We start from the raw sequence: 16,080 nt of genomic DNA, 5'->3' as shown, positions 1-16,080 counted from the left end.
AATGTTAAGAAGTTACCTGTTAATTACAAAACCAGGCATTATCTTTGGTAACTTAATCACTGCGGTTGCGGGCTATGTGCTCGCAGCCAAAGGTAATATTGATTTCGTTACATTTACAGCAATGATAGTGGGTACAGTTTGTATCATCGCCTCTGGTTGCGTTTTTAATAATGTGATTGACCGTGACATCGACCAGTTGATGTCACGCACAAAGTACCGAAAGCCACTTTTAGAGTCGATTTCGGTTAACAAAGCTTTGGCTTATGCAACCCTCTTGGGTTGCATAGGTTTTGCCTCATTGGCACTGTATGCATCCATGATGAGCTTTTATTTTGGTGTGCTTGGCTTCGTCGTGTACGTTGGCCTTTACACGCTTTATTATAAAAGAAAATCGATCTACGGTACGTTTGTAGGCAGTATTTCTGGCGCATGTCCTCCTGTTATGGGGTACTGTGCTGTTAACGGTCAATTTGATATTGGCGCAGCTGTTATCTTAGCAATTTTTTGTATTTGGCAGATCCCGCATTCTTATGCGATTGCTATTTACCGATTCAAAGATTACAAAGACGCAAATATTCCAGTTTTACCAATCGTCAGTGGTGTTGAAGTTGCTAGAAAACACATGATTGGCTTTATTGTTGCCTTTACTGTACTTGCACTTTCGCTATTCACGTTAAACTATGTCGGTGCTATTTTCGCGACACTTACGTTTATCATTGGTTTGATCTGGCTATTGAGCACAATTTTCGACTTCCACCGTATGGACAATCATACTTGGGCAAAGCGCGTATTTATCTTATCGCTGGTTGCCATTACTTCTATGAGTGTCCTGATGTCTGTTGATTTTGCTCACATTGACCCAACCACTTATGTAACAGCAAGGTAGAGTTATGAAGCAGTTTAAAGCCGCTCACTTACATTGGATTACGTCTTTTCTTGGTATCATTGGACTCATTTGGTTTTATTTATCAACAACCACAAAAGACTTTAACGAAACAAGAAAATCATTCGATGAATTGGGTGGTGATTTTACGCTGCAAAGCTATGCCGGACCTGTTTCGCTCTCTGATTATAAAGGCCAGGTCGTTGTCATGTACTTCGGCTATCTGTCTTGTGCAGAGGTATGCCCTAACTCTCTCGCAGTAATGACAAATGCATTTATGCGACTAGAGAAGCAGGGATTTGATCAGGTGCAGGGCTTACTTGTAACAGTAGACCCTGCGCGTGATACAGTAGAAGATTTAAAGGAATATACCGACTACTTTCACGAGCGTATTACCGGTTTGACTGGCAGCGCTGCGCAAACTAAAGAAGTTGGTGGATTATATGGCGTTTATTATGATGACGAAAACCTTGAAGAGTCGTTCATGGAGTACTCTGTGGCGCATGCATCAAGATTTTACATCATAAACAAAGAAGGTGATTTAATTACCGCTATGAGCCATACAACAACGCCTAATGAACTTGCAGCTCAAATTAAGGAGCTTATGCTATGAAAACTCAATTATTCATAGCTGGCCTATTAATGGCGAGTACACAGGTCGTTGCTAAAAACTCGATTGAAACGATCATTGAAAAATATAATGTTGAACACTGTCATACCGAATTAAAGACTATGGCCAGTGACATTATAGGTTCAAAAAAGCATCGTTTATTGGTATCAAACCAAACTAACAAAAATGAACTTGAGACTTTGTTGGTAACGGGTGTACTTGAATATAAAGACAGACAAAGCCATATCACTTTTTCTATGTCTCACAGTGGCGGACACTGTGAAGTGGCTTATAAAGAAAGCTTTGCTGTTAAAAACCCATGCATTGTGGTGCGTGAGGAAGTATTCAAAAAGTGGCAATTTAAAGGTAAATTAAACGACGAGACACATGTTTTTTCTCACAAAAGAGATGAAAACTTTGTTGGCTATATGACCAGCACAAAAGACGGTTCATATTGTTTAGTTAGCCGTCAGAAAAAGACTTCTTAGTCTGTAATGTTTCAGTGCAGTAAACTTTACTGCACTTTCTTACTCCCCCTCCTTGTTAACCTTCCCTTTTTAGCGCGGTATAAAACGCTCTGCAAAGCACTTTATCAACATATTAGGTAGAGGATACTTCTTATAAATCACCTTCAGATAGGCCTGCCATGCTTCATCTTTGAGCTTTTTGATTTCATCAGCAGGTAATATTCCATCATAAATAACAGAGAAGTCCTTTAGGAATTGCACATCTCGACGTCGACTGGTCTTTGCATACCCTTTACCGGCATAGTGAATAAAGTCGGCTTCTAGATAGCGTTCACTGCCGAACATGTCCATATGATTAAATGTTTTATCAATTCCTTGATGTTTAAAACCATATTTATGCAAACAGTAATTAAAATAACTTTGCTCATAAAAAGATATCTCATTACATAGATGCTGCAAATCCTCTAGATTTGTCTTTGAGAATAACCCAGCTTCTTTAGAAGTCAGTATTACTCCAGCATTATAATAAGTAGACATCCCCTTTTCTGAGGGCCACTCTACTGAGCCCAACAAATCACAAATAAGCGAAATATCACCTCTGCGATCTTTTAATAAACCTTCATTAAGCCAATAAGTTGTATCCAAGTCTTGGTGTGATTCAAATATATCTTGCGCATCGGGTTGAATGATAATGTCAGAATCGACATAAAGTACCCTGTCATATTCTTTCAATAGCGCTCCAATTCTTAGCTTTTCGGTCCAAGCAGGAGAGGCATTAAACTTAGGGTTAACAATATCAATTTTATAGTGCAACTGATCCGATACGATTAAATCTGCACCCACCTTTTGTGCGTAAAGTTTAAAACTATGTAGTGCAGCTTTGTACATTGGATTATCACCAATGGCCAAAGTAAAAATGGCTTTTTTCATTACTCTCCTTTGTCCAAAACCTTGCAAGATGGCAAACATGCAATTATTTGAACGCTTTACCCAGTTAGAAAACCGCTCAGATTCTAGAAGATAAGCGCATATGTTACAAATATATTTATAAAATAACTCAACATACTGATATCTATAATTTTTAATAGGTAGAAATATAAATAATTACCTTCGTATAGGCATGCTAAATTGCAAAGGTAACATCACCCGAGCTTATATGCTGTTCTATATTGAAACACGGAAAATGAAAAATATATTATTCTGTCTTTTTATGTTGTTCTTTTATCAATGATATGACTAAGCTCTATTTTTCATAAAGCTTAGCAACTCCTCATCAAAGGTGTGTACTATCGGCGATAGCAAGCTCACCACTTAATGACATTCTGACCATCTCTTCATTATATATTTCTAATTTACCTGGTAATCCAACCAAGTAAGTCATTTCTGGAGAAAACAACTCTACCCAATCGTTATTTTCATACTTTTGAATAGAATGCTTAATGGTGCTCTCTTTTCCCCGTTTGATAGATTGTTCATAATCTACATTTATTACAACTCTATAAATTGGCCTATTCTTTTCGTCGTAGTAGGTAATATCCGCAGGCTGCTCATCTTTGAGTGTCATTTTGACTTCATGCAAAGCCTCTGTGCCAACTTGAAGCGCAAATTCATATTTTAAATTAGGTTCAGGTGTCTCGTTTGCAGCCTGCGCACTACCGAAACAAAAGCAAAAAGATGAAATGAATAAGGTCGATTTATACCAATTATTAAGCATGAGTTACTTCCTAGTTTTATTTTATATATCTATGACATTCCACATATATTGATTAGCTTAAAATGAGCCATGAAATGTGAAAAATGATGTAAATCTAGAACGGTAAGATATTGCTAAGCGGCTGAAGATAGAATGAATGGTTAACAAGCGCAGAGTTTTACATATAAATAATAAAAGTTATTTATTTTAAGTCAGAAGAGGCGGCCTATACCCCCTCTTCATTTACATTGGCAGTTAGCTACCAATATTAGTCGACACCTTATAGCTCATTTGGACATCTTCAACAAACTCACTCATGCCTGGGCGTTTCAAAAATAGTGTGCGTGTATAGTTTGAGATAGCCCATATGACGCCTTCTCTATCGACATCGATATTGTAAAATGAGCCAAATTTAACCAGGTTGCCATTATTCAGTGTGTATACGCTCTGCGGTCCATCGTTGCTGCCATAAACACTGGCTACTACAAACACTTGGCCGCCACCAACTGCGATATCAACAAGCGAGCACAAATCGCCACAGGCAACTTTCTGTTGCGCCCACTTTACACCATCGAACTTAAACAATTTGTCACTTTCAGTGATAGCCCAAATAACACCACCTAGCGCAACATCAATTTTTTTAATTTTTTCGTTGCTAATGGCATAGTAACCTTCGAAACTATCACTGACATCATTGAACTTCTTCAAAGTGCCATCGCCATTCACGCAGTATGCATGGTCAACTGTAAATGAGCTTACATCCTGCGCGCCCCAGCAACCGACGACAGATTGCCAATCATAATTTTGGTATCGATATGCGTTGCCATGTTCACCTACCGCAAAAGTCGCGCCTTCATAATATGCATACCCTTTATCATCAGGTCCGGTACCAAAATGATAGTGAAAATAGCCTCCCGCTGTTGCTATGGCTTTTTGACCATGTGGCAATGGCTTTTCACGCCACAGCCCAGCTGAGTCATCTTTATGTACCCAAGGCACACCTAAATGATCAATCGCGACACGCACAGGTGAGTTTATTTCCGCTTCAGCTTGCGCATTGTCCGCTAGCGTCACGCCCAAAGTTGCAATCACAGCCAATGTTATACTTGTTAGTTTCATTTCCTTATTCCTTTTTTGATTGTTGTCACGCGGAAAGTTTACATAATAATTACAACTGCATTTATACCCACGTATCACATTCAGGTACTTTTCAATCCAATTGTGCAAAAAACTTCCCAACAATAAGATGACACTTTCCATTAGAAACATCTAAAATGCAGGCTAATCATGCAACACCATGTGTTTGTCACTACTGCAGTGGAACACTCACAGTAGTAACTTTCAAGAAAATACAGAGTACAAGCTACTTACTGCGGTGTTTAAACGAAAAGCTCGCTTCTGGGATCACTTGGCCAGACTTATCATGTGGCGTCGTGTAAAAGCTGACATTTAAACTATCACTGCGATTATCGAGTTCAATATGAGCAAAGCCCCAAATAAAGCTCTTGGCCCAAATTAAGTCATACTCTGGATAACGTTTTTCTTGTTGCTGCGAAAATGGCGTGTGCGTCCCACGCATTTTTGAGGCTGCTCCACTGATAATGAGTGGAAGTTTTGGCTTGTTGTTACCCGGCATAACACGAGAGCAATCATCCGTCAGTAATTCAAGATCATGCTCATGTCCTGCAATGTAGGCATCAGCATACTGACATAACTCAGGTAAAATCAGTCTTCTAAGTACATGGCCCTCATCATATTTAGTTCCACCAATAGACCACAAGATGTGATGTCCATACACAATCTTCCATTTTGCGGTTGATGTTTTGAGTCCCTTTGCAAGCCAAGCAAGTTGCTTATGGTCTTCACCATTGACCGGCGACTCATGTATTTCTATGTCCTCTACTTCTGCATGTCCGTGTGCCAGTGCCGTTGCAAGGCCTTGCTCACTGCCATCTTTAGCCAGTGGAATTTCATAATAATGTTGCCCTGATAACAGCATATTTGTATCGAGCACAAAAAACTCTACATCATTGCCTGTCTCACCCATTTTGTAGCTATAGTATCCGCGTTTATCCATATGAAAGTTAGGTTGATTAGCCATCCACTGCGTTTGTAGCTTTACGCCCTTTCGCGATGTTTTCCAATCATGATTGCCAAGCGCAGAGTAAACCACCAGCTCTTTATTATTCTTAAATAGCGGCTTTAAGGGGCCTAATATTAAATCATTCATGCGCTTTTGGTCATCTTTTCCATCATTCGCATCCGCACCATCTGGGTAGATGTTATCCCCAAGCTGAATGCCAAACTCGCAAGCTTTGCGCTCGCATAATGCCGCCATTGCTTTACCCACAGCCGCAGCACCGGTATCTTCTGTCGCGATTTCTGTGCCAGGATAAACGTAAATTGGCGCATGATTAAATTCCTCTATTGGCCTGTGATCCTCTAACCAGTCGGCGCGTTCGGCTTCTATAAATTGCTGTTTGTTTTTAGGCTTTTTAATATGCTTAGTTTTTGGATAATCTGGGTGATATCCCCCGTCACCAAAAGCCAAAAACGAAATTGAATCTTGAGCAGCCACATTAAATGAGCCACTGAGTAATAACGCAGATACTGCGAAGCAAGAGGTAGATAACTTCATACATTTTCGCTGCAAGGTTACCCAAGCAGCGCCATTGTTGTTTTTAGAAAATTAGAAAGAACTTAAGGTGATACCCAATTGATAGGTGCGGCCATAACTTTCATATTGATAGTTATAACGCTGCTCGCCGTGATACACGTAGTACGGCTCATCGTTCAGGTTGACTGCATTAAAGTAAACCTGGGTTTGCTCATCTATGAAATACTTCACACTGAGGTCTATTTGGTTATGGGCGCCTTGATACACTCGCGCATCATTTTCAGTCATAATGTACGACTTACTTTTGTAGCTAGAACTGAGGCGGGCACTGATCTCGTCATTTTCATACCCAATCATCAGGTTTGCCACTGTGTCAGACTGATTTGGCAGACCCTCATCCGCATCAATAAAAGTGCCATTAGCTGAAATCATCAGGCCATTATCAAAGTTTTTCGTATACGCCAGCTCAATGCCACTTAATTGAGCTTCGCCACCATTTACCGATTGAATAACTTCTTCAAAGCCATCCCACTTGCCATTATCTTGTACCTGCTGCTTAGCAATAAAATTATCGATATTTTTGTGGAACAGCCCCGCAGACATCATGCCAATCTTGCCGGGGTAATATTCAATTGAGAAATCAAGGTTGCTCGATTCATAAGGATTTAAATTGGGGTTGCCCACTTCACCTTTGCGCTCCACTTGAATACCGTCGTCATCACTGGATGTTTCGCTCTCCAATAACTGAAAAGCAGCGGCATCACCAAAGCTTGGTCTTGCAATCGTATGTGTGTAGGCAAAACGCGTGATCAATTCATCCGAATAGGCATACCTGAGAGTCAGGTTTGGTAATAAGTGGTCGTAGCTTTTGCTGACATTCCATGGGGTAATTGCAACTTGTTCACTGTCTTCTATCTCATTTTTAAGCAGCTCAACACGGCTACCTGATGTCTCATAGTCTGTATCTTCGTAGCGCAGCCCAGCAATAACATTTAAATCATTAATGTCGATACTCGCCATCACATAGGCAGCCGCTACACGCTCTTCAGATGTATAAGATTTACCTTTACTTTCAATGTCGGTTTCTAATTGATTAAGCGTAAAGTGCGCTTGATTCTGTGCAAAGAAGCTTCTTATGCCACTTCGCGATAATCCGGGTCCAAACTGACCTAGCTCAAACTCTGGACTGCCTGCTGCAAACTGCATTGCCGTAACGTCATCAAAACCATCATCATAGACGCGCGTATTCACCAGGTTGCGTTTTTCACGGTCGCTGAATTTAACACCGGCTTTTAGCTGCGCATTATGCCCCTTTACGATTAAATCTTTACTCACGTCTAGCTTAAAACTAACCGCTTCATCTTCGCTCAGGTTATGCTCACTGACAATTTCATCTAATGCAAAGTTACTTAAGTCATGCGCATCTTCTGAGTAAGCGAGTGTTGGCGTTTCACCTAGACTGCCGTAACCCAATGCAAAACCTTCTCCCGCAAAGTCCACATCTAATCGGTCTGGCTCAATTTCATCCGATTTTGAATAGCCAAGGTTGTATTCCACAAACCAGCTTTGCAATATGTGCTCACCACCCGCCACCAATGACAAAATACTTTGCTCTTCATATCTATCTTTGGTGTCTCTGTCCATTTCAGTGTCTGTGAAATACGCCGAATTTGAATTCGACTCGGCGGCTACGTACTTACCTTTATCGTACTTATATTCGTTACGTAAACGATACTCATCGTCCGAAAACTCACTGTATAAAGTCCGCAAATAGTACTTATTGAATGTATTATGGTGAAGGTCTAAATTAAGCGCTGCGCCCAGCCTCTCGCGAGTCACTTGATAGTGACGTTGCTCTATTTCTTCGGCGCCATAAAACGCAACATCTTCTCCCGTTGAGGCCTCTTCTTGCTCTAATGCCATCCACCCCCCATCTGTTTCCATATTATGGGAACCAAACTTGCGTTCGAACCATGAAACGGCTGTCGCAATACCTAACTGAGTGTCACTGGAAAGCGCAAAAATATCGCTAAAACTCGCTGACAATTTAGGACTGGATTCACTGACTAATTCGTTATATGAGCCCTGTGCAGTCAAGCTATAACTTTGACCTTGTCTGTCAAAAGCACTGAGGCTTTTGACATTGATACTGCCACCAATCGCGCTGGCGTCCATATCTGGTGTCACAGTTTTACTTACTTCTAAGCTTTGAATGATTTCACTGGGGATCACATCCATCGCGACACTTCGTACCCCAGCTTCTGGCGAAGGCACATTAGCGCCATTAATCGACACATTATTCAACCCTGGATCTATACCGCGGATCCCAACAAAACGCCCTTCACCTTGGTCGCGCTGAATATACATACCAGGCAGGCGCTGTAGCGCTTCTGCGGCATTTTGATCAGGAAGTTGACCAATGCTGTCAGCACTCACCACTGACATGATTCCATCTGCATTTTTTTGTCGATTAAATGCGCCAGCTTGTCCAGCGCGCTGGCCAACCACAATGATATTGTCTAAGCCCTCTTGTACAGGTTTTAGCTTCACAGCCACTTGCGTCAATTGTTCGTCATTGATTGTTATTGTTTGAACGGACGGTTGAGCACCCATGTAGGTGATTTCAAGCGTGTATTCCCCCGCTGGCAGTTTAGTGAACACAAAACGCCCATCTCGACTTGTACTGATGTGTTTATTTAGTTCAACAATTTTGACATGCGCGCCTTCAAAAAAGGCTTTGTTTTGTATATCCCCTACTTGCCCCTGCAACGTATTTGCATGTGCACCAGTTGCACACACACCTAATATCAGCGCAATGGCTTGGTAGGGCTTTGAAAAAGGTAACGGTCGTGATTGTTTCATATTTATCTCTTACAGATTGTGTTGTGTGATTACCCTAAAAGTCGCGGCAACAATATCTGTACAATATGAATTATTTATTTCTCTTCATAGCTGAAGGTGCTGATTTAACTAGCTTTTAGCTCCTTAATCTATGCTTTTGAGCTAATTTCACCCCCTAAAATTGGCTGATAATAAGCAACTCAGCCCCCTTTTCATTTTTGAAGCCTATAACATTAAAAAAAATGTCAAAGTAATGAGCTAAATTGACCCTGTTCAAGAAAACTCACAGCAATAACATAACAACAATAAACTTTTTGCTCGGCATCAATTTATGGCTCAATTAATTACATCAATTAAGCACCTTAATTTATGGACACTACTGATTCTATCGGTCGCAGTCACGCTCATATTCGCTATCCAATTTGGCGAACTAAAACCTTACGCTCAGTTAGAAGTACTTGATGCAATTGGCGAAGGAGGCCTTGCAGTAATGTCTCTCGTTTGGCTCATTGCTACCCTATTAAGCCGACCACGAGGACGCGTCACCACAGCACTCGCCTTTGGGCTTACTTTGATGTTGATTTCATTACTTTTAGACTGCCTTGATGAGTTCTTTTCTTTCAACCATATACACCCAACTCTCAGTTCACTCGAAGCCTTTCCCGCTCTATTAGGGATGATTGTCATGACCATTGCCATGTATTGGTGGTATCAAGAGCAAGCTTATCTGAACTTAACGTTATTAAGAAAAGAGCGACAATTTAGAGAACACACTTTTACTGATTATGTTACTGGTCTTTACAGTGCGCGTTATATGGAAAAACAAATAGATATAGAGATTTCACAGCTCATCGATAATGGTACTCGGTTCTGCGTTGCCATTTTGGACTTGAAAGCCTATAACAGATTTTGCTTTGAACACGGCATCACCAAAGGTGAATTACTGCTCCGTGACACAGGTCAATTGATAACCTTAAATATTCGAGGCTGTGATCTTACCTGCCGTTACGCTGGAGATAAATTCGTCGTCTTATATCCCGCAACTAAACTCAGTACAGCCATAGATATCACAAATAGGGTCTGTGCAGCTGCAAAAATGCATCATCAGTACGATAAAAACCTCGTAAAGTTAAACCCAACTACCTTGCATTTTGCTTGTATTGAAGTGTCACTTCCGATGCAAAGTGAGCAAATCTTTGAACAACTGATGACTCAACTCACATACAATAAGCAGGCATGCTAATGCCTTACTTTGAAACCGGTGACCTTAGATTTAATAGCCATCAACTGCTTGAGCCACTGGTTGAGCTCGCAAAGCAACGCGGTATCCACCCAGATAAAGCGCTCAAAGGCACCAAGCTATTTTACAAGGATTTCAAAGCGCAAAGCCACCTTTCTAGTAATGAAGAACTAGAGCAGATCATAACAAATATTACAAAACATGAATTGAGCCAAGATATTAGCTTTGTATTGGGTCAGCACCTGTTACATAGCCTGTGTGCAAAATATGCTTCGTATTTGTTTCATTGCTTTGATTTCAAAGCCTTGCTGATTGCCTGCAAACAACTAGAAAATGACCTATTTCCCTACTTTAGCGTTCGGATGTTTAGGGAACGACAAGCGATTCACCTACTCATCAACCCAGCTGTGAGTGAGCCCTCCATCGGCACCTATCAATTTTTGCTCGAAGTTTGGCTCAGCCTTGTTAGTGGGTTTATTAATTGGCGATTCAGCGAGCTGAAAGTGCAATTTCAACTGCCCTACGCCATGCCAACCTATATTGAGCACTATCACGTTTTGCGTACCGGCAAGTTATCTTTTGGACATCGTGCATGTGCCATGATCATCGACAAAAAAACGCTGCAAACTCCTCAGCGAGATGCTGTGGCAGCTCTACAGAGTAAATTGACAAGCTTGCAGCCCAGCTTATCAATGGGTTTTCTATCCTATGCGGAAACATTTTTGATTCAATACCCTAAAGCCTGTTTGGAAGACCTTGCCGATCACTTTATGGTCAGCGAAGCCACAATGAAAAGAAAACTCCGTCAACATAACAGTCAATTCAGTAGCTTAAAAGACAGAGTACTTAGTCAGCAGGCAGCGTTTTGTATTCAACAACAAGGTTACTCAAATGCACAGGTAGCAAAAGCACTCGCATTTAACGATTTACCTAATTTTCGCCGCGCGTTTAAACGTTGGTTTGGTGTCACACCGTCAGAGCTTCGAAATACTTAGACAGTACCCGAGTATTGCCTATTCACAATGAATGCCTCATGGAATGTTTATTGCTTATATTTCATACACCCAATCACATTTTAAGGATAAAAGATGATCAGCAACATAACAGCCAATTCTCCCCAAGCCCCAATTGGACATCAAGCTTTAAAAAACCGCCAAACCGTGACTGAATCAAGAGTCCATAGTGCACAAACAGATACTCATAATAATATACGCAGTAGGCAATTTGATTTTTCTAATATGACATTAGAAGAGCAATCAAATGCCGCTGAGGCGCTTTATCAACAAGGCATATTAAGCCTTGGCGAGGTTGCATTTTTAACTGGACGATATAATTTAATTGAACATGATGGTGAACTCGGCGGGACCACGCTTGCACAAGCAAAAGCTGAAAAATTCGATGTGATAGGTCAATTAAAAGAAAACTTATCCGCCGTTCAAAGTCAGGGCGCAGCAACACAAGATGTGGTCAGAAATTATGAAGCTATGATCAACAAACTTGAAGTATATCAGTTCGGCTTTCATGCTAGCGCATAACAATTAAGCCTGATAACTCACCATAATAAATGAAAAAAGCCGCGGCATAATGCACACGGCTTCAACAACCAGAATAGGTTACAGAGCTTGTTCTAGCTCAGGTAATACGTCAAATAAGTCAGCGACTAGACCATAGTCAGCAACTTGGAAAATCGGTGCTTCTGGATCTTTGTTGATGGCCACAATGACTTTTGAGTCTTTCATACCGGCAAGGTGCTGAATGGCACCGCTAATGCCCACCGCAATATACAGATCTGGCGCGACAATCTTACCTGTCTGACCGACTTGCATATCATTTGGTACAAAGCCCGCATCAACTGCAGCACGTGATGCACCAATTGCTGCACCTAGCTTATCTGCAACACCGTTTAATAGTGCAAAGTTATCGCCATTTTGCATACCGCGACCACCTGAGATAATCACAGGTGCAGCGGTTAATTCTGGGCGCTCTGATTCAGTTTGCTCAACACCAACAAAACGACTTAGGCTGTTCGCTGCGCCATTTGATAGTGACTCTACAGACACAGGGCCCTGCTCGCCCGCAGCATCAAATGCACTTGCACGAACTGTGATAACTTTTTGTGACTCAAGTGATTTAACCGTCGCAATGGCGTTACCTGCATAAATTGGGCGCTTAAAGGTATCTGCATCTACTACGTCGATAATCTCAGAAATTTGTGATTTATCCAGTAGCGCTGCAACACGAGGCAAAATGTTTTTACCCGTTGTAGAAGCACTCGCTAGGATATGGCTGTAACCACCTGCCAACTCAACCACTAAATCAGCGGTGTTCTCTGCTAATTGGTGCTCAAAATTAGCATCATCTACTAATTTCACTGACGTGACGCCAGCAATACCAGCAACAGAGTCAGCCGCAGCAGCCACATTGCTGCCAGCGACTAATACATCAACATCACCACCAATCTTAACAGCCGCTGTGATCACCTTGGCGGTTTCTGGCTTCAATACGCCATTTTCATGTTCTGCAATAACTAATACGCTCATGAGATCACCTTTGCTTCTGTCTTAAGTTTTGTTACTAGCTCTTCAACGCTCTCTACAATGACACCTGCTTCACGCTTAGCAGGCTCATCGACTCTTACAAGCTCAACACGAGGTGTTAAATCTACACCCAATGAGTCTGCTGCAATAACATCTAGCGGCTTACGCTTTGCTTTCATGATGTTAGGCAGTGTTGCATAACGAGGCTCGTTTAAGCGAAGGTCAGTGGTGACAATCGCAGGTAACGCTAGTGAGACAGTTTGTAGGCCACCGTCAACTTCACGAGTTACCACAGCATTTGAGCCTTCAATAACTAGTTTAGATGCAAACGTACCTTGACCACGTTTAGTCAATGCACCTAGCATTTGTCCTGTTTGGTTGTTATCTGCATCAATTGACTGCTTACCAAGAATGACCAATTCAGGGTTTTCTTGCTCTACTAATTTAGCCAGTAATTTAGCAACATGAAGAGATTCTAGTGTTGCATCTGTTTCGATGTGGATTGCCTTGTCAGCACCAAGTGCCAGTGCAGTACGAAGTTGCTCTTGGCAAGCTTTATCACCGATAGATACGGCAATTACTTCAGTTGCACTACCTGCTTCTTTTAATCTAATCGCTTCTTCTACTGCGATTTCGCAAAACGGGTTCATGGCCATCTTTACATTTGTAAGATCAACATCGCTGTTATCTGCCTTGACTCTCGCTTTGACGTTGTAGTCAATCACGCGTTTGATTGGTACAAGTACTTTCATGGTTACTCCATCATCTGGTTATTTGTATAGCTGACGCGTACGTCAATGAAACAATTTGATGAAACCAGCGTACTTCCTGTTGACGTAAACGTCAACCTAAAATAACCTTAGCTTAACGTAAAAAAAACTTAACTCGAGTTTAAGTTAATCTACCGTCAATGTATACGAGGTAAAAATGGTCGAACGTGAAACCATGGAATTTGATGTCGTCATAGTAGGGGCGGGCCCTGCGGGTCTATCATGCGCTATTCGACTGGCTCAACAAGCACAGCAAAAAGAACAAGAACTCATGATCTGTGTGGTAGAAAAAGGCTCTGAAGTGGGTGCGCATATTTTGTCCGGTGCGGTATTCGAAACCAAAGCACTGGATGAACTCATCCCTGATTGGGCACAAAAAGGGGCACCAGTCACCACTAAAGTCACTGAAGACGAAATCTACCTATTCAAAGATGAGCAAAACGCAACCAACCTGCCGCACATGGTGGTGCCAAAAACATTTAAAAACGACGGCAACTACATTGTTTCAATGGGTAATGTCTGTCGTTGGTTAGCGGAACAAGCTGAAGAGCTTGGCGTTGAGATCTTCCCAGGGTTTAGTGCCCACTCTTTAATCATCGAAGACAAAGAAGTAAAAGGCATTGTCACAGGTGACATGGGCTTAGATAGAGATGGCCAACCAAAAGACACATATATGCCAGGTATGGAGCTTAGAGCCAAATACACAGTATTTGCAGAAGGTTGCCGAGGACATCTTGGTAAGCAGCTAATCAAAGAGTTTGAGCTAGATAAAGATACCACACCTCAGCACTATGGTATTGGCTTTAAAGAAATTTGGCAAATAGACCCTGAAAAACACAAAGAAGGGACTGTCGTGCATGGAACGGGCTGGCCTCTTGATAGCGAGACCCATGGTGGCTCGTTCATGTATCATGCCGAAAACAACCAAGTTGTGGTGGGTCTCATTATCGACCTAAACTACAAAAACCCATATCTTAGCCCCTTTGATGAATTTCAACGCATGAAACACCACCCTGTCTTTAAGCAAACACTTGAAGGCGGCGAGCGTATTTCATACGGTGCTAGAGCCATTGCCAAAGGTGGCTTACATGCTTTACCAAAAATGCACTTCCCAGGTGGTTTATTGATCGGTTGTGATGCGGGAACTTTGAACTTTGCCAAGATCAAGGGTAATCACACTGCTATGAAATCAGGGATCATTGGTGCAGACACCATTATCGAAGCACTCTCTCAAGAAGATGCGAAAGCAGATTTACATAGCTTCGATGATAAGTTTAAAGCCAGCTGGCTTCACGAAGAGTTATATCAATCTCGTAATTTTGGCCCTGCCATGCACAAGCTAGGTCGATACTTAGGCGGCGCGTATAACATGATTGATCAGAACTTTTTCTCTGGTGCTCTACCGTTTACCATCAAAGACATCAGCAAGGATTATGAATCTCTAAGGCTTGCAAAAGATGCAACAGAAATCGCTTATCCAAAACCAGATGGCAAACTCAGCTTTGACAAGCTCTCTTCAGTGTTTTTATCTAATACGAACCATGAAGAAGTGCAGCCATGTCACTTGCAGTTAGCAGATAGCTCGATCCCAATTTCAGTGAACCTTGAGCAGTACGCAGAGCCTGCACAGCGCTACTGTCCTGCTGGTGTATACGAAGTGAATGAAAATGAAGAAGGTGAGAAACAGTTTGTCATCAATGCACAAAACTGTATTCACTGTAAGACCTGCGATATCAAAGATCCCAGCCAAAATATTACTTGGGTAACCCCTGAAGGCGCAGGCGGTCCCAACTACCCAAATATGTAAAGCCAACCAATTATTTACATATCCTAAATTGCAAGGGGCGAAATGCCCCTTTTTTTCTATACTTACCTCATACTCAAAAAATGATGAGGTACACATGGCCAATCAATCAGAAGTGATTTTCAGATTTTTAGCTGAACCAACCGATGTCAACTTTGGTGGGAAAGTACACGGTGGTGTTGTTATGAAGTGGATAGATCAAGCTGGTTACGCCTGTGCTGCTGGCTGGAGCGGTGCATACTGTGTAACCGTATCTGTGGCTGGCGTTCGTTTTCACAGACCTATTTTAGTGGGTCAGATTGTTGAGGTGTCTGCAAAAATAGCGCATACCGGCAAAACCAGTATGCAAATTTTTATTCAGGTTCGATGTGGCGATCCGCAAAAACAACACATGGTTGAAACCAACCACTGCATCATTAGCTTTATCGCGATGGATCAAGCAGGTTACCCCATCCCAGTTTCAAAGTTTGTTGCTCAAACACCAGAGCAAAAAGCACTAGAACAATATGCCATCAAGATGAAAGACATTGCGATTCAAACAGAATCCTTATTGCAAGCCACATTTGAGCAAGATGAGTGATAAAGATGAGCAATGGCTATTGCTCATCTATTTAAAAG

General features: G+C 41.7%; 15 protein-coding genes. 8 read left to right on the top strand and 7 right to left on the bottom strand.

Features of this window, described 5'->3' with window-relative positions:
- The first annotated feature begins 1 nt into the window (after position 1).
- From cyoE to JF50_RS12155, 3 genes are read left to right on the top strand one after another with little or no spacing between them, the layout of a single operon-like run.
- Positions 2-886 carry a heme o synthase gene (cyoE, locus tag JF50_RS12165; protein ID WP_039609740.1) on the top strand — a complete coding sequence of 295 codons (885 nt, stop codon included), beginning with the start codon at positions 2-4 and terminating at the stop codon, positions 884-886.
- Between the two features lie 4 nt (positions 887-890).
- Entirely contained in the window at positions 891-1,496 is a 606-nt protein-coding gene (locus JF50_RS12160) for an SCO family protein (protein ID WP_046356168.1), read from the top strand.
- Positions 1,493-1,981, top strand: coding sequence for a hypothetical protein (locus tag JF50_RS12155; protein WP_039609739.1), 489 nt, complete (start codon positions 1,493-1,495; stop codon positions 1,979-1,981). Before JF50_RS12160 ends, JF50_RS12155 begins: the two co-directional genes overlap by 4 nt.
- A gap of 69 nt (positions 1,982-2,050) precedes the next feature.
- Here JF50_RS12155 and JF50_RS12150 read toward each other — a convergent pair whose 3' ends face one another.
- The 5 genes from JF50_RS12150 to JF50_RS12130 form a co-directional block, all read right to left on the bottom strand.
- Positions 2,051-2,890, bottom strand: a complete 840-nt coding sequence (locus JF50_RS12150; protein WP_039609738.1) for a glycosyl transferase — start codon at positions 2,888-2,890, stop codon at positions 2,051-2,053.
- A gap of 343 nt (positions 2,891-3,233) precedes the next feature.
- Positions 3,234-3,674, bottom strand: a complete 441-nt coding sequence (locus JF50_RS12145; protein WP_039609737.1) for a hypothetical protein — start codon at positions 3,672-3,674, stop codon at positions 3,234-3,236.
- Between the two features lie 234 nt (positions 3,675-3,908).
- Positions 3,909-4,772, bottom strand: a complete 864-nt coding sequence (locus JF50_RS12140; RefSeq protein WP_039609736.1) for a hypothetical protein — start codon at positions 4,770-4,772, stop codon at positions 3,909-3,911.
- Positions 4,773-5,016: 244 nt separating this feature from the next.
- Positions 5,017-6,291, bottom strand: a complete 1,275-nt coding sequence (locus JF50_RS12135; protein WP_039609735.1) for a metallophosphoesterase — start codon at positions 6,289-6,291, stop codon at positions 5,017-5,019.
- Positions 6,292-6,342: 51 nt separating this feature from the next.
- A complete protein-coding gene (locus JF50_RS12130; protein ID WP_039609734.1) occupies positions 6,343-9,132 on the bottom strand; it encodes a TonB-dependent receptor in 2,790 nt (929 codons plus the stop codon).
- Between the two features lie 310 nt (positions 9,133-9,442).
- Here JF50_RS12130 and JF50_RS12125 point away from each other — a divergent pair, with 310 nt between their 5' ends.
- The 3 genes from JF50_RS12125 (at position 9,443) to JF50_RS12115 (ending at position 11,886) form a co-directional block, all read left to right on the top strand.
- Positions 9,443-10,354, top strand: a complete 912-nt coding sequence (locus JF50_RS12125; RefSeq protein ID WP_052262269.1) for a GGDEF domain-containing protein — start codon at positions 9,443-9,445, stop codon at positions 10,352-10,354.
- Complete coding sequence (locus JF50_RS12120) at positions 10,354-11,346, top strand: helix-turn-helix transcriptional regulator (RefSeq protein WP_039609733.1); 993 nt, start codon at positions 10,354-10,356, stop codon at positions 11,344-11,346. Before JF50_RS12125 ends, JF50_RS12120 begins: the two co-directional genes overlap by 1 nt.
- A gap of 93 nt (positions 11,347-11,439) precedes the next feature.
- Positions 11,440-11,886 carry a hypothetical protein gene (locus tag JF50_RS12115; protein ID WP_039609732.1) on the top strand — a complete coding sequence of 149 codons (447 nt, stop codon included), beginning with the start codon at positions 11,440-11,442 and terminating at the stop codon, positions 11,884-11,886.
- Between the two features lie 78 nt (positions 11,887-11,964).
- Here JF50_RS12115 and JF50_RS12110 read toward each other — a convergent pair whose 3' ends face one another.
- Together JF50_RS12110 and JF50_RS12105 are read right to left on the bottom strand one after the other, a co-directional pair.
- The gene (locus JF50_RS12110) at positions 11,965-12,891 is read right to left on the bottom strand and encodes an electron transfer flavoprotein subunit alpha/FixB family protein (protein ID WP_039609731.1); all 927 of its coding nucleotides are present in this window, start codon (positions 12,889-12,891) and stop codon (positions 11,965-11,967) included.
- The gene (locus JF50_RS12105) at positions 12,888-13,640 is read right to left on the bottom strand and encodes an electron transfer flavoprotein subunit beta/FixA family protein (RefSeq protein ID WP_039609730.1); all 753 of its coding nucleotides are present in this window, start codon (positions 13,638-13,640) and stop codon (positions 12,888-12,890) included. Before JF50_RS12105 ends, JF50_RS12110 begins: the two co-directional genes overlap by 4 nt.
- Positions 13,641-13,815: 175 nt before the next feature.
- Here JF50_RS12105 and JF50_RS12100 point away from each other — a divergent pair, with 175 nt between their 5' ends.
- Both JF50_RS12100 and JF50_RS12095 read left to right on the top strand, forming a co-directional pair.
- The gene (locus tag JF50_RS12100; protein ID WP_039609729.1) at positions 13,816-15,465 is read left to right on the top strand and encodes an electron transfer flavoprotein-ubiquinone oxidoreductase; all 1,650 of its coding nucleotides are present in this window, start codon (positions 13,816-13,818) and stop codon (positions 15,463-15,465) included.
- Positions 15,466-15,559: 94 nt separating this feature from the next.
- The gene (locus JF50_RS12095) at positions 15,560-16,042 is read left to right on the top strand and encodes an acyl-CoA thioesterase (RefSeq protein WP_039609728.1); all 483 of its coding nucleotides are present in this window, start codon (positions 15,560-15,562) and stop codon (positions 16,040-16,042) included.
- Positions 16,043-16,080 lie beyond the last annotated feature (38 nt).

Source organism: Pseudoalteromonas luteoviolacea (assembly GCF_000814765.1).
Classification (GTDB): domain Bacteria; phylum Pseudomonadota; class Gammaproteobacteria; order Enterobacterales; family Alteromonadaceae; genus Pseudoalteromonas; species Pseudoalteromonas luteoviolacea_H.
Note: the sequence above shows the minus strand (reverse complement) of the source record. Positions and strands in the feature narration are given on the sequence as shown.